Origin of the sequence: Pseudoclavibacter sp. CFCC 11306, from assembly GCF_008831235.1 — a bacterium.
Lineage (GTDB): Bacteria > Actinomycetota > Actinomycetes > Actinomycetales > Microbacteriaceae > Pseudoclavibacter_A.
This window is the reverse complement of record NZ_WBKF01000003.1, coordinates 342,262-363,698: the sequence shown is the minus strand read 5'-3', so window position 1 is coordinate 363,698 and position 21,437 is coordinate 342,262. Positions and strand designations below refer to the sequence as shown.

The following is a 21,437-nucleotide window of genomic DNA, read 5'->3' as shown; positions in this document are numbered from 1 at the left end:
ACTGCACGGGGGACCGTGTGGGAGAGTAGGACACCGCCGGAACATTATTCACGGAAGGCCACCCCGCTAGCGGGGTGGCCTTCCGTCGTTAACCACACACACGAACGCCAATCACACACGCAACACGAGACTGGCAGGATTGCTTCACCATGATGAAGACCCTGTCTACAACAGGAGAGACATCATGAGTGAATACAACGATCGCGACGACAGCCGCGGAGACCGCAGTCACGGCCGCAACGAACGAAACGACCACCGGGGCGGTGCGGGCAATGGCCGCCGCAGCAGCAGTGGCCCCAAACGTCAGTACCGAGAAAGCGGCCGGAGCGGCAACCAGGAACGTCACGAGTACCGCGGCGGCGGTCGCTGGTCGGATCGTCCCCGCCGGGACGGCGAAGGGTCGGGCTCCTCTCGCGGAGGGTACCGCGGGCACGATGATCGCCGCAACGACCGTAATGACCGTAATGACCGTGACGGTCAGCGTGGAGGGTTCCGTGGTGGCAGTGATCACCGCGAGGATCGACGCGGTGGATATCGCGACGACCGTCAGGGAGGCTACCGCGGTGGCCGTGACCGCCGGGACGACCGTCAGGATGATCGCCGGGGTGGCTACCGGGACGACCGGCGTGGCGGATATCGCGGTCATGATGATCGCCGGAACGAACGCAACGACCGTGACGGTCAGCGTGGAGGGTTCCGTGGTGGCAGTGATCACCGCGAGGATCGACGCGGTGGATATCGCGACGACCGTCAGGGAGGCTACCGCGGTGGCCGTGACCGCCGGGACGACCGTCAGGATGATCGCCGGGGAGGTTACCGGGACGATCGCACGGGCGGATATCGCGGTCATGATGATCGCCGCAACGACCGTAATGACCGTGACGGTCAGCGTGGCGGCTTCCGTGGCAGTAGCGACCGGGGTTCCGACTTCCGCGGCAATGATGACCGTCGTGGAGGGTACCGGGGAAACAGCGACCGGCGTGATGACCGGCGTTCGAACTATCGCGGTCGGGACGATGATCGTCGCGGCGGCGCTCGTGACGACCGCCGTGGTGGGTATCGTGGCGGCAGTGATTGGCGTGACGACCGCCGTCATGACGACCGCGACCGCAACGACCGCAGGTTCGACGACCGCGCACCGCGGCGCAATGAGCCGGAGCTTCCCGCGAATGTGCGCCCCGACGACCTGCCGTTCGGCATGCGCGTCGAACTCAAGACGCTCGCTCGCGAGAACGCCGATGTGGTCGCGCAGCAGCTGGCCGTCGCTCTCGCACTGATCGACGATGATCCGGCTGAGGCCTACAGCTATGCGGCTGCTGCGGTGAAGCGAGCCGGTCGTATCGCGATCGTCCGCGAGGTCGCCGGCATCGCCGCGTATCGTTCGGGTGACTGGCAGACCGCGCTGCGCGAACTGCGCACGCACCGTCGCATCACCGGCAGCCAGCTGAACATCGCGCTGCTGGCCGACGCCGAGCGTGGCCTGGAGCGCCCCGCAGATGCCATCGCGCTGGCCGAAGAGACTGATCTCACCGATGTGCCCACCGAGGTTCGCGTCGAGCTCGCGATCGTGGTCAGCGGCGCCTGGCGCGACCAGGGCAAGCTCGCTGAGGCGCGGAAGGCGCTCGAGATTCCGGAGCTCGATCCTGATACAGCGTTCTCATACAGCGGTCGGCTCTTCGAAGCGTACGCAGATGTGCTGCGTGCGCTCGAAGACCCTGAAGCGGATGCCTGGGAGCGTCGCGCCAAGATCGCTGCTCGCGTCTGGAACGAGCACAAACACGGCACAAGCGGCGAACCGAAGCCGCTTGTCGACGATGAAGTCGAGGTCCAGGATCTGGGCGAGATTCTCGAGTAGTCCTCGCACCATGAACGACCCGGCGGGGATGCTGACGAGACTTGCGCGGTCCACCTTTCGCGCCAAGTTCCGTCTGGCGAAGGCCGACGCTGACTACGCGAGGCAGCGGGGCAGGGCGACCATCGCATCCCACGCCCGTGACTTGCTGACCAAACGGATCGGCGCTGCGCACCCCGTGCACGATGGGCGTCAGACGCCGTATCGGGGGCACCCGGTCTTTCCGGCACAGCACGCCACGGCCACCTGCTGCCGTGGATGCGTCGAGAAGTGGTACGGCATTCCGAAGGGGCGTGAGCTCACACCACAGGAGCTCGACCGACTCGCCGCAGTGGTCATGGTATGGATCGACCGCGATCTGCAGCGTGATGCGGCGAGCCGAACGGGCGCACCGTCGAGGAGTGTTGCGCAGAGCGTCTCTGAGAGCGTTGCGGGGAGAGCTTCGAGCAGGGGCTCGGAAAGTGCCTCAGCGTGCACGCAGTCGGCAGCGGGCACGCAGTCGGCGCCGCGCGCCGGTGCACAGGAGAGGTAACGACACGTATGAAGCGATTCACGAGAGCGGAGCTGCTCGCACATGAGAACGGAACGGTCGACGACATCATCGGTCCGGACACAGAGCTGCTCTTCGTCGGAGTGAACCCGGGGCTGTGGACGGCGGCGGTGAACGCTCCGTATGCCTACCCGGGCAATCGGTTCTGGCCTGCGCTCGAACGATCGGGGCTCGTGCAGCGACACTTCGATGCCAGCCACGGGCTGAGCCCTGCCGACCGGGCCGACTTCGTCGCAGCCGGACTCGGCTCGACGAACTTCGTCAACCGTGCGACGATCCGTGCCGACGAGCTCTCAGCCGACGAGCTGCGCGCTGGCGCTGCGCATCTGGACAATCTGGTGATGCGCGTGCGTCCACGTGTGGTCGCGGTGCTCGGCATCATGTCGTACCGGACCGCCTATCACCGGCCCAAGGCACACATGGGGCTGCAGGCGGAGCGACTGGCCGGTGCTGAGCTGTGGGTGCTGCCGAACTCGAGCGGGCTCAACGCGCATGAGACGATCGACAGCATCGCAGCGAAGATGCGCGAGGTCGGCGTGGCCGCCCGGCTGCTCGAGGCGTCTGCCTGAGCCTATCGAGAGGGTAAGAGGCGCGCTCTTGCGGGGCCAGCCGACCCGAACCCGGGTTCTGAGCGCAAGACGTCAGGGGCGCCGCCCGCTAAGCCTCGACTTCGCTGCGGTCGCCCGACCACAGTGTGTGGAAGGCTCCCTCGCGATCGACGCGACGATACGTGTGCGCACCGAAGAAGTCACGCTGCCCCTGCACGAGAGCGGCAGGCAGACGAGGCGAGCGCAGCCCGTCGAAGTAGGCCAACGAGCTGGCGAAGGCGGGTACCGGGATGCCGCCGAGCGCCGCATGCGCGACGATCTGTCGCCACGCGCCCTGCGTCGCATCGAGCACCTCGGCAAAGTGAGGCGCAGTGATCAGCGAGGCCGGGGCATCCGCCGGATCGCCCTCGTATGCCGCCGCGATCAGATTCAGGAAGCCGGCGCGAATGATGCAGCCGCCACGCCAGATGCGGGCGATCGCTGCAAGGTCGATGTTCCAGCCGTGCTCCGCCGCACCGGCCCGGATCTCGTCGAAGCCCTGCGCATAGGCCACGATCTTCGACGCGAGCAGTGCGAGACGCACCGCCTCGACGAAGGCGTCACGGTCGGTCACACCGAGCTGGCCGTCGGGGTATCCGGCGGATGCCGTGAAGCGCCGCTGCGCCGCCTCACGCTGAACGGGCCGGCCGCTCAAACCGCGGGCGAACACGGCCTCGGCGATGCCCGTGACCGGCACTGCCAGGTCGAGGGCGGTCTGCACGGTCCACGTGCCAGTGCCTTTCATGCCGGCCTGATCGACGATCACGTCGACGAGCGGGCTGCCGGTCTCGGCGTCGACCTGGCGCAGCACCTCGGCGGTGATCTCGACGAGGTACGAGTTGAGGTCGGTCTTGTTCCACTCGGCGAACACATCGGCGATCTCAGCAGGTTCGAGGCCGGCGCCACGTCGCAGCAGGTCGTAGCTCTCGCCGATGAGCTGCATGTCTGCGTACTCGATGCCGTTGTGCACCATCTTCACAAAGTGGCCAGCGCCGTCGGTGCCCACGTGTGTGACGCAGGGTTCGCCGTCGACCTGCGCGGCGATCGACGCGAGGATCGGACCGAGGGTGGCGTACGACTCGTCGCTGCCGCCGGGCATGATCGACGGCCCGTTGAGCGCGCCCTCCTCGCCTCCGGAGATGCCTGCGCCGACGAAGTGCAGCCCGCGGGCACGCGACTCGCGTTCGCGTCGAATGGTGTCGGCGAACTGCGCGTTGCCGCCGTCGACGATGATGTCACCCGGCTCGAACACTTCGCTGAGCTGGCGGATCACTTCGTCTGTCGGCTGCCCGGCCTTGACCATGATGATCGCGGTGCGCGGATGTTGCAGCGCCTGAGCGAACTCGGTCACGGTCTCGGTGGGCACGAAGTCACCCTCGTCGGCGTGGTCGCGCATCAGATCGCGGGTGCGCTGCGGAGTGCGGTTGTAGAGAGCGACGGTGTTGCCATGCCGGGCCAGGTTGCGGGCGAGGTTGCTGCCCATGACGGCGAGGCCGACGACGCCGATGTTGGCTGATGCGCTGGAAGTCATGCAGAGAATTCTACCGTGACCGCCCGGTAGACTAGAGCGGTCTCGTGCCCTCCGGGCCGAGTGGTGCGTCGGGAAGCCTGGTCGACAGAGACGAGGAGACACATGCCCGCACCCAACGAGCCGAGCGCGCAGAACCACTTGGACGCGCAGAACGACGTGAGCGCCGCCAGCGAGGCGAGCCAACCGAGCGCAACCACACAGCCCGCCGCCTCTGCTGCTCGCGATGTGACCGATGCATCCGCCGAACGGGCGCACCGCGCTCGCAGCGGACGCCGCGCCGAGATGCTGCCCGGCCTTCTGCTGATTGCGGCGACGGGAGTCGCGCTCGTACTGGCCAATTCTGCGGCGAGCGGAGCGTGGCACGGCGTGGTCGAGGCACGGCTCGGCCCGCTCACGGTGCACGAGTGGGTCGCCGAGTGGCTGCTCGCCGTGTTCTTCTTCGTGACCGGCGTCGAGCTGCGCGAGGAGTTCTCACGGGGCAGTCTGTCGACTCCGCGGCGGGCGCTGACGCCGATCATGGCGGCGCTCGGCGGTATGGTCGTGCCGGCCGTGATCTTCGTCGCGTTCACCGCAGGCGGGTCGGCTGCGCACGGATGGGCCATTCCCACGGCGACCGACATCGCCTTCGCGGTCTCGCTGCTCGCGCTCGTGGCGCCGGGAGTGCCTGCGCCTGCGCGTGCGTTTCTGCTCGCGCTCGCGGTCGCCGACGACCTGTTCGCGATGATCGTGCTCGCGGTGTTCTATACGCCAGGGCTGCATCCCACGATTGTGGCCGTAGCGCTCGGTCTGCTGATCGGGCCATGGGTGCGACCGCGCCTGCGCCGGATGCTGCAGCAGCTCTCGATGTGGATCGTCGTGCCCGCCTTCGCCCTGGTCAGCGCCGGGGTGCCGCTGTGGGGCGCGGGTGCCGGGGAGGTGTCGGACGCCGCAGTCGGGGCCGGTGACGCAGGGGCTGTGGCGCTCGGTGCTGACCCTGTCTTCTTCGGAGTGTTCCTGGGCCTTGTCGTCGGCAAGCCGGTCGGCATCATCCTGGCGACGTGGATCGTGCAGCGGATCGGCCGTGCGTGGAGCGTCAGCCGCGCTCGGCGCGCTGGCACAGCCGTGGTGCAGCGCACGCCGGCATCAGTCAGCTGGCCGGATCTCTGGGTGGTCGCCCTGCTCGCCGGTGTCGGGTTCACGATGTCGCTGCTCGTGGCGCAGCTCGCGTTCTCCGCCGGTGGGGCGGATGCGGTGCTGCATACCGAGCACGCCACGTTGGGCGTGTTGGCGGCTTCGTTCGTAGCCCCGGTTTTGGCAGCGATCGCGTATCGACTGCTGCGGAGGCGGCGGAAGTAGTTCGCGGGGGTCTTCGAGGAGAGAGATCTCCGGGGAGAATCAGCCAAGGTCATCATTCTGCCTACATCGGCAGCCCCGCACCGCCGGGAAAACTCCAAATGCGAGGCAAAGGCAAAGGCACCCTCTGAGCCCTCCCCCGAAAGGCCGGGAAGGCGGGGAAGGCAGGGGCTGGTCTCGAACGGGCAGAACCTGCTGAATGCGAGGTGAGTGTGCAGAAGGTGCGGGCATTGCTCACTGATGGTCGCGCATTCTGTACTTTCGGCGTCGGGGAGGTGAGAGGGCCGCCATCGAGACATGGGAGATGTCGTTGTGCGGCATCGAAGTATGCAACTTGGCATGTCTGGTTGGTGCTGGGGAGCATTTGGGGCGGATGGATGTGGCGAACGGCGCTGGGTGTGCAGACGTGACGGCGGTGCTGGGCGTGGATGCGGCACGGCGCTGGGTGTGGCACCTGTCGGATGGCGTCTGGGCGGGCGGACAGATGCGGGCCAGCGTCGAGGCGAACGAATATCGTGTGACGCAACACGTCGCAGCCGGGTGCGAACGACAGCCACAGTCGGTATGGTGTGCAGACATCCGAGCGAGACGGCGCCGGAACAACGCCTGACCGAAAGGCAAACAGACAATGACCAAGTCAGCGACCAGAGTGATCGGCAAGAGCGGCATTGAGGTCTTCCCCCTTGCATTCGGCGGCAACGTCTTCGGCTGGACAGCCGACGAACAGCGTTCGCACGAACTGCTCGACCGGTTCACCGAGGGCGGCGGCAACCTGATCGACACGGCAGACTCTTACTCGGAGTGGGCCGACGACGAGCACGTCGGCGGCGAATCCGAGACGATCATCGGGTCATGGCTGCGCGGGCGGGATCGTTCGTCTGTGGTGATCGCCACGAAGGTGGCGAAGTATTCCAAGCGCCCCGGGCTCTCACCGGCGAACGTCGCAGCCGCAGCAGACGACTCGCTGCAGCGACTCGGCACCGACTACATCGACCTCTACTACGCGCACGAAGAAGACCCCAATGTGCCCATCGAACAGACAGCACAGGCCTTCGACGACCTGGTGAAGGCCGGCAAGATCCGTGCGATCGGCGTCTCGAACTTCTCTGCCGAGGCGACCGAGGCCTGGCTGAAGGCTTCGCGTGACAACGGCTGGGCAGAGCCGGTGGCCATCCAGCCGCACTACAACCTCGTTCATCGCAATGACTACGAAGAGCATCTTGCGCCGCTCGCCGCGCGCGAGAACCTCGCGGTGCTGCCGTACTGGTCACTTGCCTCGGGGTTTCTCACCGGCAAGTACCGCGAGCCCGTCGAGCAGGGCGATTCGCCGCGGGCAGGTGCCGCATCGAAGTACGCAGTGCCAGCCGGTCTGGCGATCATCGACCGGCTCGACGAGATCGCCAAGGCACACCAGACGTCGATCGCCACGGCCGCCCTCGCCTGGCTGCTTGCGAAGCCGCAGGTGGTGGCGCCGAACGCTTCGGCTTCACGCGTCGATCAGGTCGCGGGGCTGCTTGCGGTCGGCGACGTCGAGCTGACCGCCGACGAAGTGGCCGAGCTCGACAAAGTCTCGACCTGGGCCCACTGAGCCTCCGCTGATGTGGTGACCCGGGGCCCTCTGAACCCAGCATCGGGAGATGCACTCGCTTAAGGTGCAGCTGACAGGGCGACCCGGGGCCTCCCACGACGACCTAGCCGCGGGCACGCTCCAGCTCGGCGACGAGCGTGCGCACGAGGTCGGCCGCCGGCATCTCGCGAGCCCGGCCGACCTCGGAGCCGGCCCAGTGCGCGGCGAACGAGGTGGCATCCCCGTGTGCGGATGCGGCGGCGGCCAACGCCTTGCCTGCGTCGTAGGTCAGCGGGTACGCGGGGATCTGCACACCGAGCTTTCTGGCCCGCACACCGATCTCGTGCATGCGATTGCGCAGCCCACGTGCAGGTCGGCCCGAGACCGCGCTGGTGAATGCCGTGGGGTCGATCGCCTCGAGCTGCTGCTCGCCGAGATCGGTGCGGGGGATGTCCGAGACATGGGCACGGCTGACCTCTTCGCGGATGCGCTCGCGGTGGGCCGGCCCGGTGGCCGCCTCGGGGCACAGCAGAAACGCGGTGCCCAGCTGTGCTGCTGCAGCGCCTGCGTCGAGGGCACGTGCGACGTCGACGCCGTCCATGAGCCCGCCGGCGGCGATCAGCGGCAGGTCGACGGCTCGCGCCGCCGCCGCGATGAGGCCGAGGGTCGAAGACCCGCGCGAGGCATGTGCGTCGCCGTCGACATCGCCGTCGAGCGTCGAATCGAACACGCCACGGTGTCCTCCGGCCTCGCGCCCCTGAGCGACGACGGCATCCGCACCGGCCCGCTCGACGAGGCGCGCCTCCTCGGGCGTGGTCGCCGTCACGAACACCAGGATGCCGGCGTCGTGCAGCTGCTCGATCATGCCCGCGGCAGGCAGCCCGAAGTGAAAGCTCACGACGGCCGGCCGAGTGGCCGCCAGCACGTCGACCAGTCGCTGGGTGTTCTCACCGGGCGTCGCCGCACTGGCGTAGATTGCGCGCAGCGTGCCCGGCGAAGCGGTCGCGAAGGCTGCGAACTCGGGCTCCAGCAGCCGCAGCCATGACTGTGTCACCAGCGCACTCGAACGCGGCTCTGCGTGCGCGAAGAAGTTGACCATGAACGGCCGTTCGGTGAGGTCTGCCGTGCGCGCGATCTGTTCGGCCGCACGTGTCGGGTCGGCGCCGCCGATGCCGAGCGATCCGAGGCCTCCGGCGTTCGACACGGCGGCCGTGAGCTCGGGTGTGGTCGCACCCGCCATGGGCGCCTGAATGATGGGTGTGTCGCGCAGCAGTGCCTGTGTCTGTTCGCGCAGCGAGGCGGATGCAGGCTCAGGCGAAGACGAAATGGGGGACATCGGGGCCTCCTTTGGCTCATTAAGCGTACGAGAATCCCCAGCTGTCGCAGAATTCACGGCTTGGCAGGCGGGGCCGCCGCGGCATAGACTGTGCACTGATACTTCGGCGAGGGCCGAGACCCCTGCGTGAGCAGACGTCTCAGCCGTTATCGACGCAGTGAGTGGGCAGCCCGCCCTCTCCTCGCGCGTGAGTGCTTGAGTTGAGAAAACCGTCGACCACCCGATGACATGCAGCATGAGGCTGCGGGATTCGAGCGCGTCGGCGCCACACGGCGGGTGCGCATGGGCGCATCCCACAGACCAAGGAGACAAAATGGCAGACAACGCCGAGAACACCTTCGACGCCATCGTGCGCACCAGCTTCGGCAAGGGTGCTTCGCGTCAGCTGCGCCGCGAGGGCCAGACCCCCGCAGTGATCTACGGCCACGGCGCAGAGCCCGTGCACGTCGCACTCGAGGCCCACCAGCTCGGCCTCGCACTGCGCACCTCGAACGCCCTGCTCACCGTCAAGACCGGTGACGACGAGCACCTGGTGCTCGTGAAAGACGTCCAGCGCGACCCGGTCAAGCGCATCATCGAGCATGTCGACCTGCTGGCGGTCAAGCGCGGTGAAAAGGTCGAGGTCGAGGTGCCGCTGCACCTCGTCGGCGAGCCCGTCGGCGGAACCATCGCCGAGACCGACCTCAACACCATCCTGCTGAGCGTCGAGGCCATCGCCATCCCCGAGAACGTCAAGATCGAGATCGAGGGCGCAGAAGAGGGCACCAAGATCTTCGCCAAGGATCTCGTGCTGCCCGAGGGCGCCGAACTGGTCACCGATCCCGAGGCCCTGGTGCTCTCGGTCATCATCCCGAGCGCGGCCGACATGGGCGACTCGGCTGACGAGCTCGCCGTCGAGGCCGCTGAGGCCGAGGCCGCAGCCGAGGCTGAGGGCGCCGGCGACGCCGAGACGACCGAGGCCTGATCGACTCGAGCATCCGCTCTGCTGGGCCGCGCCGCGTTCGTTCGCGCGCGGCCCAGCTCCACCTGCAGGCACATTGACTGCTGGCTGTCAGACAAGAAGAGAGCATTCACCGCACCGTGAGTGACACCCCGTATCTCATCGTCGGTCTCGGCAACCCCGGGCCCGACTACGAGGCGACCCGACACAACGTCGGGCACATGGCCGTCGAGCGCCTCGCCGACGATCTGAGCGCCGGATCGTTCCAGCGCAACAAACGCGCCAACGCCTTCGTGGCGACGGGCGTGACCCGAGCATCCGCCGCGAACGCGACGCACGCGCCGGGCCAGACGATCAAGCTGCTGCTCGCACACCTCGGCAGCTTCATGAACACCTCGGGCGGCCCCGTCGCCGCCCTGCTCGATTACTACAGCATCACCCCCGATCACCTGATCGTGGTGCACGACGACCTCGACCTGCCGTTCGGCACGCTGCGCCTCAAGAGCGGCGGCGGTCACGGCGGGCACAACGGTCTGCGCGACATCATCGCCGCGACGAAGACCCGTGACTTCTCGCGGGTGCGCGTGGGCATCGACCATCCGCCGGGTCGGCAGCCGGTCGCCGACTATGTGCTGCGTCCCTTCTCAAGCACCGAGCGTCGCGAGCTGCCCATGCTGGTCAGCGATGCGGCGGATGCGGCGCTCGCCCTCGCTGCTGAGGGCCTCGAACCGGCCCAGCAGCGTTTCCACGCCCCGCACGACAACCGAAAGTGAGTATGGCAGCCAAGCGCAGGAACGCCGAGACCGAAGCAGCTGAGGCGGCCTTCGTGCTGCCGGATCACGCAGAGTCGATCACTCGAGCCTTCGCAGGCACCGAGGCCTTTCAACGAGTGCGCGAAGCGATCGACGAACGCGACCTGAACGTCGTCGGCATCGAGAGGCTGCGCACGGCGCTGCTGGCGGCGATGATCGACGAGTACTCAGGCGACCTCGCTGCGGAGAACGCCGGGGGTCAGTACCTGATCGTCACGCCGACGGGGCGTGAGGCCGACGTGCTGCTGCGCGCCCTGCGCGAACTGCTGCCAGAAGCCTCGGTGCAGGAGCTGCCGGCGTGGGAGACCCTGCCACACGAGCGGCTGAGCCCGTCGCCGCAGGTCACCGGGCAGCGTCTCGAGGTGCTGCGCTCACTCGCCGACTGGCGCGAAGCGCGCGGTGCAGACGGTGAGGCGGATGCCTCTTCGAGCTCCGAGCAGACCCCGGCTGCAGAGGGCGGCGCGGCTGCGGCCCAGCCGCAGGTGCAGATCGTGATCGCGAGTGTGCGAGCGGCACTGCAGCCGGTCGCCGACAACCTCGCCAGCATTCGCCCACTGCATGTCGCGGTGGGCGAGGACCACCCGCTCGAAGAGTTCGCCACCCGCCTCGTCGAGATGGCCTACGCACGCGTCGACCTGGTCACCCGTCGCGGCGAGTTCACCGTGCGCGGCGGAATCATCGACGTGTTCCCGCCGACCGCCGACTACCCGGTGCGCATCGAGCTGTTCGGTGACGAGGTCGACACGATCAAGCCGTTCCACGTGGCCGACCAGCGCACTGACGAACAGCAGCTCGACCATGTCGACATCGGCGCCAGCCGCGAGCTGCTGCTCACCGAGCACGTGCGTCAGCGCGCCGCCGAGATGCAGCACGAGTTCCCGAACCTCTCGGGCATGCTCGAGAAGCTCTCGCAGGGCATTCCGGTCGAGGGCATGGAATCGCTGGCTCCCGCGCTCGACGATCATCTCGTGCCGATCACCGACTACCTCGCGCGCGATGCCGTCGTCGCCGTCGTGAGCCCGGAGCGAGCCCGTACCCGCGCCGAGAATCTGGTCGCGACCAACCGCGAGTTTCTCGAGGCGGCGTGGAGTGCCGCAGTCGCCGGAGCCGAAGCGCCGATCGACCTCAGCGCCGGCGAGTATCTCGACCTGGACGCGCTGCGCAAGGCGGCGTCTCCACGCCACTGGTGGCAGCTGTCGCCGTTCGACAGCGAGATCGCCGGCGCCGACACGGGTGGGGCGGATGCCGCAGACGCGCCCGCCGGATCGGTGCCCGTGGTCGCGCGGGCCGTGCCGAGCTTCGCAGGCGACGCAAACGGTGCGGTCGAGCATGTTCGCGCTCTGCTCTCTGACGGCTGGCGCGTGGTGATCACGGCGGCTGCGAAGGGCACGGCCGCCCGCACCATGCAGCTGCTTGCCGATCAGGAGGTCGCCGCGCGCCCCGCATCCGCCGGAGCCATCGAGGCGGGCGTGGCCAGCATCCTCGTGGCCGACGTCGACGAGGGCTGGGAGCTCGCCGACGAACGGCTGGCGCTGATCACCGAGGCCGAGTTCTTCGGGCGCACTGCCAGCTACAACCGCGGCCAGCCGAAGAAGCTGGCGAGCCGGCGACGCAAGACGGTCGATCCGCTGCAGCTGAAGCCCGGAGACCTGGTCGTGCACGACAAGCACGGCATCGGCCGGTTCATCGAGCTGACCAGCCGCGAGGTCGGCGGGCGTGACGGCCGGCATCTGCGCGAATACCTCGTGATCGAGTACGCACCGAGCAAGAAGGGGCACCCGGGCGACCGGCTCTACGTGCCGACCGACCAGCTCGACCAGCTGACGCGGTATGTGGGCGGGGAAGACCCGACGCTGTCGAAGCTCGGCGGCTCGGACTGGTCGCGCACCAAGAGCAAGGCACGCAAGGCGGTGCGGGAGATCGCGGTCGGGCTGGTGAAGCTCTACGCCGAGCGCACCCGGGCGAAAGGGCACGCCTTCGGGCCCGACACCCCCTGGCAGCACGAGCTCGAAGAGGCCTTTCCATACGCCGAGACGCCTGATCAGCTGCAGACCATCGACGAGGTCAAGCACGACATGGAGCGCGAGATGCCCATGGACCGCCTGCTCGCCGGCGACGTCGGCTTCGGCAAGACCGAGGTCGCGGTGCGTGCGGCGTTCAAAGCGATTCAGGACGGCTACCAGGTCGCGATGCTGGTGCCGACCACACTGCTTGCGCAGCAGCACGCCGAGACGTTCGCCGAGCGGTATGCGGGGTTCCCGGTGAAGCTGCGCACGCTCTCGCGTTTTCAGACGGCGAAAGAGACCGCCGATACGATCGCGGGGCTCGCCGACGGGTCGGTCGACATGGTGATCGGCACCCACCGCATTCTGAGCAAGAGCGTCCACTTCAAGAAGATCGGGCTGGTGATCATCGATGAGGAGCAGCGCTTCGGCGTCGAGCACAAAGAGCGTCTCAAAGAGCTGAAGACGAATGTGGACGTGCTCTCGATGAGCGCCACGCCGATTCCGCGCACCTTGGAGATGGCCGTCACGGGCATCCGCGAGATGTCAACGCTCGCGACACCGCCCGAGTCACGTCACCCGGTGCTCACGTATGTGGGGGCGTTCAGCGACAAGCAGGTCGCCGCGGCGGTGCGGCGCGAGCTGCTGCGCGAGGGGCAGGTGTTCTATGTGCACAACCGTGTCGGCGACATCGCCAAGGCTGCGGCGCACATCGCCGAGCTGGTGCCCGAGGCACGCGTCGGCGTCGCACACGGGCAGATGGGCGAGAGCGAGCTGGAGCGGGTCATCGTCGACTTCTGGGAGCAGAAGTTCGACGTGCTCGTCTCGACCACGATCATCGAGACCGGCATGGACATTCAGAATGCGAACACGCTGATCGTCGACGATGCACAGCGCTATGGTCTGTCGCAGCTGCACCAGCTGCGCGGTCGTGTGGGGCGCGGGCGCGAGCGTGCCTACGCGTACTTCCTGTACGACCCGGAGAAGACGCTGACCGACACCGCCCACGACCGGCTTGAGACGATCGCTGCGAACAACGAGCTCGGCGCCGGCATGCAGGTCGCGATGAAAGACCTGGAGCTGCGCGGTGCGGGCAACCTGCTGGGCGGCGAGCAGAGCGGACACATCGCGGGAGTCGGGTTCGACCTGTACCTGCGGATGGTCGGCGAGGCCGTCGACGCGTTCAAAGGCGGGGATGCCGCGGAGCAGATCGAGCTTCGGCTCGAGCTTCCTGTCGATGCGCACATTCCGACCGACTACGTCGACTCGGAGCGGCTTCGCCTCGAGGCCTATCAGAAGCTGGCGACCGCCTCGAGCCCGACCGGGCGCGACGGCGCCATCGACGCGGTGGTCGAGGAGTTCGAAGACCGCTACGGCAGGCTGCCGCTGCCGGTGCGCAATCTCATCTCGGTGTCGCGTCTGCGGCGCGCGCTCGCGGGCTCCGGGCTGGCCGAGGTCATCGCGGTGAGCGGCCGGCTGCGCCTCGCGCCGCTGGAGCTGAGCGATTCGCTGCAGATGCGCCTGCGCCGACTCTACGGCTCGTACACGATGCTGCCCGCGGGCGGCGGTGTGCTGATCACCGTGCCCGAAGAGCTGCTGGGCTTGGACGATGTGCAGCCGCTGGTCGACTGGGTGACCGGAGTTCTGGTCAGTCTCGAAGTGATCGAGGCTCCGGTCGCTGCTGCGATTGAGGGCTCTGACGCTGGGGCTGAGAGCAGCGGTGCCGGCATTGGGGGGAGTGCTGGCGGTGTTGGTGCTCCAAGCGGGGCAGGTGTTGGCGCTGAGAGCGGTGCCGCAGGTCAGACTGGGAGTCGACGTGGCACTGGTTCTGCGCGCACCAGTGCCAGACGGGCCGGCAGTGGCGATTCGGCGTCGAAGGGATCTCGTGCTGCGGGCGCAGGACGTCAGGGTCGCAGCGCATCGGCCGCTTCTCGGCCTTCAGAGGCTGGCTCGGCTTCTGAAACCCACGCTCAGACCAGCGCACGTGGGGAGGCGGGGGAGAGCGGAGCATCCACATCATCTGCCTCAGACCGTGATTCGGGCGTTGCCCGGCCACAGACCTTCGAGGAGCGAGCCGCCGCCCGTCGTGCCGCGGCCGATGCGCGCGCGCGCGAACGCAGGGCTCGCCGGCGCAAGGCCGACGACTTCTGATTCTGGCGGGGCTGTTTCTGGTCTTGGACTGCTGTAATTCCAGGCTGGGGCGGGACCGAGGCATGGGAAATGCTGTTTCTGCCGATCGAGACATGGAGAATGCTGTCTTTCTCGATCGATACATGGGAATTGTCGCTCTAGGCGATCGAGGCATGCCAAGTTCCATGTCTGGATGCGGTGGTGCAGCATTTGCGGCGGCTGGATGCGGCGGGCGACCGGGGATGAGACATAGTGCACTGGGATAGTGCACTGAATATGTGCGGTTGACCGCGAGTGTGCAGAACCTGCTGAATGGGGTCGGTGGCTGGCTGCGAGTGTGCAGAACCTGCTGAGTGGGGTGGATGCTCTGGCTCGAGTCTGCAGAATCTGTCGAATGGAGCCCGTGGCTGAACTCGAGTGTGTAGAACCTGCTGAATGCGAGGCGAGCGTGTAGAACTTGCGAGCTTCGTTTGCTGATGGTCGCAGGTTTTGCACTTTCGGCGGTCGGCGAGTGAGGGCTGGTGTGTTTGAGCCCCCGAGTGTGTGGAACTTGTCGAATGGGAGGGGATGCTCGGGTTCGAGTGTGCAGAATCTGTCGAGTGGGGCTGGCGGCTGGGCTCGAGTGTGTAGAACCTGCTGAAGGGGAGGGGCGACCACGCGCGAGTGTGCAGAAACCGCAGCCCCGTGCTCTCTGCCAGTGCCGCCGCCCGGTACCACTCGCTAGCCCGGTACCACTTGCTAGCCCAGTACCGTTTCCAGCCCCGTACTACCTGCCAGCCCAGTACTACTCGCCTGCGCTGTCGCTGCCCGTGCTGTCGCCGGTCACGCCGATGACTCCGGCATCAGAGCCGGCCTGCTCGGCCGCATGAATCTCGCCTTGGAAATCACGCAGCGTCGAGCGCAGCGCCCGCTCCGAATCGAGCCCGGACGCCTTTGCCGACGCCACGATTGCGAGCAGCAGCTTTCCCAAGTCGTCTTCGTCTTCGAGCTGAAACGCTCCGGGCTGGGTCGCATCGAGCAGCCCCAACTTGTGCGCGCGACCGATGACCTTGTCAGCGAGTGCGAGCGCGGGCAGATCCTGTGGAATCCCATCGAGCACACTGGTGCGCTCGCTCTTCTCGCGGGCCTTGGCCGCATCCCACACCGCAACCACATCGTCGGCAGTCTCGGCGTGCGCATCGCCGAAGACGTGCGGATGCCGATCGCGCATCTTCTTGTCGACCGCGGCCGCGAGGTCGTCGATGTCGAACCGCCCCTCGGTCTGGGCGAGGCGCGCGTGAAAGAGCACCTGGTAGAGCACGTCTCCGAGCTCCTCTTTCAGCGCGGCGGTCGCCTGCTCAGACCCGTCGTCGGTCTCGATCGCATCGAGTGCCTCGTAGGTCTCTTCGAGCAGGTACTTCGCGAGCGAGCGGTGGGTCTGCTCGCGATCCCATGGGCAGCCGCCCTCTTCGAGGAGTGTGTCGACCGTGTCGACCAGTCCGTCGAGCCCCGGATGATCGGCCGCGTCGGCCGCGTTCGAGAACAGTGAGTCAGCCAATGCGCTGCCCCTTCGCAGAGTTGCGGTACGGTGCGCGGGTGCGCGACGTGGCCCACCCGAGCAGAATCAGTGAGAGCACGACCTGCCCTGCGATGCCCCAGAACCACACCGGCTGCGTGCCGGCCATCTGCTGCTCGGGAGTCTTCGCGTCGGCCGACCACTCGCACTCCTCGATCGTCTCGACCGGAATCGCCGAGTGCTGCGCCTTGCGCAGTTCGACCTTGAGCGTGGTCAGCAGGTTCGTCGGGTACCCGACCGCAGTTCCGGCGTCACCATGCCCGAAGCGGGCGGGGGTGGCATCCGCCAGAATGACGAACGGGTTTGCGGCCAGCACAGGCCAGACCAGATCGGGGCGCTGATAGCTGCGCTGCTCAGAGACGACCTGGCAGCGTCGGCTCTGCGTGCCCTCGCCGGGCTGCGTGCCGTCGGCGGATGCTCCCTCGCCCTGCGACTGCGCGTCGCCGCCCGCCTCGCCGTCAGCACCAGGCTGGCCGTTCGACCCGTCTGCAGCCGAACCACTCTGCTGGCTTGAGGCTGTGACGTGCGTGTTCACCTGGACGGTGCGCTCGCTGGTCAGCAGGGCAGAGCCGATGTTGAATGCGAAGACGGAGCCGACGCTCAACAGCGCGATCACGAGGTATGACATCGCGGTCGCGGCACCGGCGCGGCTGAAGATGCCCGAGAACGCGACCGAGATGGCCGAGAAAAAGGCGAGCTCCAAGAAGAGCACGACTAACGCGGGCACCACGATGATCCAGCCGACATTGCCGATGACCGCTGCGAAGAGCAGGAACGGCAGCGCAACCAGGACCAATACGAGCGAGGCGATCCAAGCGGCGAACGCCTTGGCCCAGACAATGGTGGCAGCCGACACCGGCGCGGTCTGCACGAGTGTGAGCACTCCGCTCTCACGGTCGCCGTTGATCGACCCGCCGCCCAGTGCGGGCACCACGACGGCGGCAAGGAACAGCGTGAAGTACAGGATCAGCGAGAACAGCCACGCGCCCATGGTCTGGCCGTTGCTCTGGCTGATGAAGTAGGCGCCGGCGGTGAGCCCGCCGATTGCGAGCAGCCAGATGATCAGCAGTGGGAGCCACCCAGACCCGCGCATACGCTGTCGCAGCTCGAGGCCGATGAGTGTGAGCATCAGCGGTCACCTCCTTTGCGGTCGGATCGGTCGGTCGGGGTGCGACCTGCGCCCTTGCCTCGGCCCTTACGAGGCCTCTCGTGCGAGGCTTCAGCCGGCCCGTCGCTATCGTCAGCGGCACCGCCGACGGAGGCGTCAGCCGAGTCGTCTGGCTTCGCGCCGAGCGCGTCGAGCACCGACTCGGTGGTGTCAGACGGAGCCTGCTGCTGCAGCGCCCGGAACGTCTGCTCGGTCGCGCTGAACGCCGGACTGTAATCGTGTACCGGAACTCCGGCGATCACAAGCCGGGCGAGCAGCAGGTTCGCCGCCTCATCGCTGCCCATCAGCACTTCGACGGCCTGCGTGACCGGGTCGAGATCGAACGGCGTCTCGAACCGCTGCAGCGCCTCAAGCAGCGCCTGTGGGTCGAGACTGCGGATGCGCCACGCGCGCGGTGCGGTCGCGGCCTGATTGACCTCGGCTGACGAAGCGCTGACGCCTTCGGTGAGATAGACGACGTGGTCGGCGTAGTCGTCGAGGCCTTCGAACCAGTTGGTCGAGATGACCACCGTCTTGCCCTCGTCGGCGAGCTGACGCAGCGCGGCCTGGACGCGATCGCGGCTGATGTTGTCGAGACCTGACGTGGGCTCGTCGAGCAGCAGCACCTGCGGGTCGTGCACGAGCGCCCGCGCCAGCGAGAGCAGCTGACGCTGACCTCGCGAGAGCTGACGCGCCTGACGCTTGGCCACATCGTTGAGACCGGTCTTGGTCATCAGGTCGATCGTGCGTTTGCGTGCCTCGGCCCGAGGCAACCCGTAGAGCCGGGCGAAGGTCTGCAGCGTGTGCCGCACGGTCATGCGCGGCCACAGCGGAATGTGGTCGGGCACCCATCCGATCGACGAGCGGGCGTCCTGCGGGCGGGCCACGGCGTCGATGCCGTTGATGCGCACCTCGCCGTTCTGAGGCTTGAGCAGTGTCGCAAGAATCTGCAGCACTGTGCTCTTGCCTGCGCCGTTCACGCCGACCAGAGCGGTGACATGCCCTGAGCGGGCGGTGAAGCTGACATCGATCAGCGCCCGGTTCTTGCGGCCGAACGACCGCTGCAGGTGGCGCACTTCGACGTTGCGTTCGGTGATGAGCGGCGCCGACGAAGGCTCGAGCCCATCGTCTTCGGCCGACGTCTGAGTCGCGGCCGCGGTCACACTCGGGTCGAGCTGGCGTGTGGATGCGGTATGGGGCGCGTCGTCCCGGTCACCTGATCGCGGGGCCGCTTCGACTGCCTCTTCGGGAACCTCAGCGGTGGGCTGCTCGGCGAACTCGGCTGCCGCATCGGCGACTGACGCATCACGGGGAGATGCCGCAGCCATACGTGCGGTCGCTGCCTCGAACGGCGAAGGCCGCGATGCGGATTTCGCTGCTGCAGCAGGCTCTGCCGTCGCAGGCGCCTCGCTCGCAGATGACTCAGCAGCTGCCGGTGCGTCGTCGAGCGAGATCGGCGTCGCAATCAGCGGAAGCGCCGACGGATGTGTATCGACGTCGACGTCTGGATCGTACGTCGGTGTGGTGCGGGGGGATCCGCCGAGCTGAGGCTGCTCGGTGTCGTCACTCTGCTGCGCGAGGAGTGCGCTCGCCGCGGCCTCTTGCGGGGCGATCGGATTCGGCTCGGTCACTGGGGTCGGTGCGTCTTCCTCTGAGTTCTCTGAACTCTCTGATTCCTTTAGGCGCTCTGGCGCCGGTGCTGCTGCTGCGGGCGCAGACGATGCTGCATTCGCAGAGGGCTCAGACGCTGACGCCTTTGCTGCTTCGCCCGTGGACGGGGTCGCGACAGCCGAGGCCAGGGTGCCTGCAGCTGCATCGCCGCTCTCGGAGGTCTGTTCCTCGACTGCTGTCACGTCATCGGGCTGTGTCTCAGCAAGGGTCGTCGAGGCCGCATTCGAGGTCTCTGAGGCATTGGGCTTGGCGGCATCGACGTCGGCGGGTTTCACCGCGTCAGCGACATCGGCCGCACCCTCATGATGCTCATGCAGCGGGTCGGGTGCTCCAGCGGGCCGGCGGGCGCGAGCCGCACGCAGGATGCGGGCAGCATCCGCCGCAGCCTGACCGCTGTCATAGACGGGGCGCTCGGGCATCGCCGGCGGAACGAACCGATCACCCGGCTGTGTCGCCGCACCGGAGACCTGCGGGCCGTGCGCGTCGAGGCCGGCCTCAGCCGCACTCGGCACGTCGGGCTTCTGCCCACCTGCGGCTGAACCGCCGTCAGCGTCGGCTTCGGGTACGTCGATCGACTGCGGGTCGACTGGGTCAGCGGATGCGATGAAGCCCTCGGGCTCGCCGATGGGCGCCGTCTGTGGATGCGGTTCGTTCGCAGGCCGATCGGCATCGACCGCGGAGGGGCCAGGCTCGGGCACCTCGACGGTCGTCTCGGCCTTGGTGCGCTTGCGCCAGCCGAAAAGACCGCGCTTGTGCTCGTGCGCGTCGTTCTCGTTGTTCGCCATGCTCCGCCTCACTGATCGGGTTCAGACACCTGTCTGAACATTCAGCCTAAGCATGAACCTCTGACATACTCTGTTCCTCTTCGGCGTGCCCCGCACATTCCGCGTGTGAAATCCACAGCGCGCAGGCGTTCTGCACCGGCTTTCGGAGCAGCCGACCGGTCGGCGCGTGGCATGATAGACAATCATGGCTCAGCAGATCAATCCGCCTCGCGGCATGCGCGACTTCCTGCCCGCTGACAAAGCACGCCGAGAGCGTGTGCTGTCCACGATTCTCGACACCTACCGTCGACACGGGTTCACCCAGATCGAGACGCCGGTGCTCGAAGAGCTGAGCAGGCTGACCTCGGGCATGGGTGGCGACAACGAAAAACTGGCCTTTCGCGTGCTGCGTCGCGGGCTCACCCCCGAGAAGCTGCAGCACGCGCTTGAGACGGGCGACGAAGCCGACCTCTCAGATCTCGGCCTGCGCTTCGACCTGACCGTGCCTCTGGCGCGCTACTACGCCTCGCATCACGCCGAGCTGCCTAAGGTGTTCCGTTCGATTCAGGCCGGTCCGGTCTGGCGGGCCGAGCGCCCGCAGAAGGGCCGCTACCGCCAGTTCGTACAGTGCGACATCGACATTCTGGGCGAGCCGAGCGTGCTCGCCGAGCTCGAACTCATCACCGCGACCTCGGCGGCGCTCGCTGAGCTGGGGCTCACCGGGGCGACCATCCGCATCAACGACCGCGGCATCCTCAATGCGATTCTGGCCGACTCGGGCTTTGCCGAGGCCGATACCGCTCGCGTGCTGATCAGCATCGACAAGCTCGACAAGATCGGTGCCGATGGCGTGCTCGCCGAACTGCGTGACGCCGGCCTTGGCGCCCAGGCAGAGCGTCTGGGAGGCTTTCTCGAGCGTGTGGAACAGCTCGGGCTGCAGCCGCTCAGCCGCGAGGCGATCACGACGGCGCTCGGCGACATTGAGGCACCCGCGGCGGTGGAGAATCTGGTCACCATCGCAGACGCACTCGCTGCGACGACCGCGGGCGACGCATCCGCCGCAACCACGGCTGCTGCCGCCGGTGTGCGCCGCAAGGGCGCGCCGGCAGCAGCGAAGCTCGTCTTCGACCCGACCCTCGTGCGCGGCATGGGCTACTACACCGGTACGATCTTCGAGATCTCGCACCCCTCGTCGAAGTCGTCCGTCGGCGGCGGCGGCCGCTACGACGGCATGATCGGACGCTTCTTGGGGCAGCAGGTTCCGGCAGCCGGGTTCTCGATCGGCTTCGAGCGCATCATCGATCTCGTCGACGATTCGGCGTCGGGCCCCGAGGGCGGCCTCGTGCTGCTCGCCGACCGCAGAGCCGCTGCCGCGAATCTCATCGTGATCAAGGCGCAGGCTCTCGCGCAGACCGACCACACACGTGTCGACATTGTCACCGAGCCCAAGAAGGCGGGCAGGCTGCTCGACGAGCTGGCGGCCGACGGGTACACGCACTTCGCACGCGTTCCGGCGGATGCCACGTCACTCGCCGAGATCGAGGTGCGCTCGCTGGGCTGAGCGCGATGAACGTCTGAACGACGACGGAATCTCGAGCTGCGTTCGTGCACGCCCGGCCTCCTGCTGCGTGCATCGTTCGCAGGTGCGGGAAACGTCACA

Annotated in this window: 15 protein-coding genes; 10 read left to right on the top strand and 5 right to left on the bottom strand. The window is 67.4% G+C overall.

Translation table 11 applies throughout. The features are described 5' to 3' along the window. Positions 1–188 precede the first annotated feature (188 nt). The 4 genes from F8O09_RS10375 to F8O09_RS10360 are packed head-to-tail and all read left to right on the top strand — an operon-like array spanning position 189 to position 2,971. Positions 189–1,277: a hypothetical protein gene (locus F8O09_RS10375; protein WP_158055233.1), complete on the top strand. Its 1,089-nt coding sequence runs from the start codon at positions 189–191 to the stop codon at positions 1,275–1,277. Further along, complete coding sequence (locus F8O09_RS10370) at positions 1,199–1,855, top strand: hypothetical protein (RefSeq protein WP_192497660.1); 657 nt, start codon at positions 1,199–1,201, stop codon at positions 1,853–1,855. Before F8O09_RS10375 ends, F8O09_RS10370 begins: the two co-directional genes overlap by 79 nt. Positions 1,856–1,865: 10 nt before the next feature. Then, the gene (locus F8O09_RS10365; RefSeq protein ID WP_192497659.1) at positions 1,866–2,384 is read left to right on the top strand and encodes a DUF4186 domain-containing protein; all 519 of its coding nucleotides are present in this window, start codon (positions 1,866–1,868) and stop codon (positions 2,382–2,384) included. Positions 2,385–2,392: 8 nt separating this feature from the next. Further along, the gene (locus tag F8O09_RS10360) at positions 2,393–2,971 is read left to right on the top strand and encodes a mismatch-specific DNA-glycosylase (protein ID WP_158055230.1); all 579 of its coding nucleotides are present in this window, start codon (positions 2,393–2,395) and stop codon (positions 2,969–2,971) included. A gap of 88 nt (positions 2,972–3,059) precedes the next feature. Here F8O09_RS10360 and gndA read toward each other — a convergent pair whose 3' ends face one another. Then, entirely contained in the window at positions 3,060–4,520 is a 1,461-nt protein-coding gene (gene gndA / locus F8O09_RS10355; RefSeq protein ID WP_158042694.1) for an NADP-dependent phosphogluconate dehydrogenase, read from the bottom strand. A 102-nt stretch (positions 4,521–4,622) separates the two neighbouring features. Here gndA and F8O09_RS10350 point away from each other — a divergent pair, with 102 nt between their 5' ends. Together F8O09_RS10350 and F8O09_RS10345 are read left to right on the top strand one after the other, a co-directional pair. Further along, positions 4,623–5,855 (top strand): Na+/H+ antiporter NhaA, encoded by a 1,233-nt coding sequence (locus F8O09_RS10350; RefSeq protein ID WP_158055229.1) that lies wholly within the window; start codon positions 4,623–4,625, stop codon positions 5,853–5,855. A 625-nt stretch (positions 5,856–6,480) separates the two neighbouring features. After that, positions 6,481–7,440 carry an aldo/keto reductase gene (locus F8O09_RS10345; RefSeq protein WP_158055228.1) on the top strand — a complete coding sequence of 320 codons (960 nt, stop codon included), beginning with the start codon at positions 6,481–6,483 and terminating at the stop codon, positions 7,438–7,440. Positions 7,441–7,543: 103 nt separating this feature from the next. Here F8O09_RS10345 and F8O09_RS10340 read toward each other — a convergent pair whose 3' ends face one another. Then, a complete protein-coding gene (locus F8O09_RS10340) occupies positions 7,544–8,755 on the bottom strand; it encodes an NAD(P)H-dependent flavin oxidoreductase (protein ID WP_158055227.1) in 1,212 nt (403 codons plus the stop codon). Positions 8,756–9,068: 313 nt separating this feature from the next. On the opposite strand from F8O09_RS10340, the gene F8O09_RS10335 reads away from it, so the two are divergent. The 3 genes from F8O09_RS10335 (at position 9,069) to mfd (ending at position 14,661) form a co-directional block, all read left to right on the top strand. Continuing rightward, positions 9,069–9,719, top strand: a complete 651-nt coding sequence (locus F8O09_RS10335; protein ID WP_158037229.1) for a 50S ribosomal protein L25/general stress protein Ctc — start codon at positions 9,069–9,071, stop codon at positions 9,717–9,719. Between the two features lie 116 nt (positions 9,720–9,835). Then, on the top strand, positions 9,836–10,468 hold the full coding sequence (gene pth / locus F8O09_RS10330) for an aminoacyl-tRNA hydrolase (protein ID WP_158032124.1): 633 nt from the start codon (positions 9,836–9,838) through the stop codon (positions 10,466–10,468). A gap of 2 nt (positions 10,469–10,470) precedes the next feature. Beyond that, complete coding sequence (gene mfd / locus F8O09_RS10325) at positions 10,471–14,661, top strand: transcription-repair coupling factor (protein WP_225732995.1); 4,191 nt, start codon at positions 10,471–10,473, stop codon at positions 14,659–14,661. A 763-nt stretch (positions 14,662–15,424) separates the two neighbouring features. Here mfd and F8O09_RS10320 read toward each other — a convergent pair. From F8O09_RS10320 to F8O09_RS10310, 3 genes are read right to left on the bottom strand one after another with little or no spacing between them, the layout of a single operon-like run. Continuing rightward, positions 15,425–16,177 carry a MazG family protein gene (locus tag F8O09_RS10320; protein ID WP_158055226.1) on the bottom strand — a complete coding sequence of 251 codons (753 nt, stop codon included), beginning with the start codon at positions 16,175–16,177 and terminating at the stop codon, positions 15,425–15,427. Next, entirely contained in the window at positions 16,170–17,324 is a 1,155-nt protein-coding gene (locus tag F8O09_RS10315) for an ABC transporter permease (protein WP_158055225.1), read from the bottom strand. The genes F8O09_RS10320 and F8O09_RS10315 overlap by 8 nt, the downstream gene beginning before the upstream one ends. Then, positions 17,324–19,798: an ABC transporter ATP-binding protein gene (locus tag F8O09_RS10310; protein ID WP_158055224.1), complete on the bottom strand. Its 2,475-nt coding sequence runs from the start codon at positions 19,796–19,798 to the stop codon at positions 17,324–17,326. The genes F8O09_RS10315 and F8O09_RS10310 overlap by 1 nt, the downstream gene beginning before the upstream one ends. 184 nt (positions 19,799–19,982) lie before the next feature. On the opposite strand from F8O09_RS10310, the gene hisS reads away from it, so the two are divergent. Continuing rightward, positions 19,983–21,338, top strand: a complete 1,356-nt coding sequence (gene hisS, locus F8O09_RS10305; RefSeq protein ID WP_158055223.1) for a histidine--tRNA ligase — start codon at positions 19,983–19,985, stop codon at positions 21,336–21,338. The last annotated feature ends 99 nt before the right edge of the window (positions 21,339–21,437 follow it).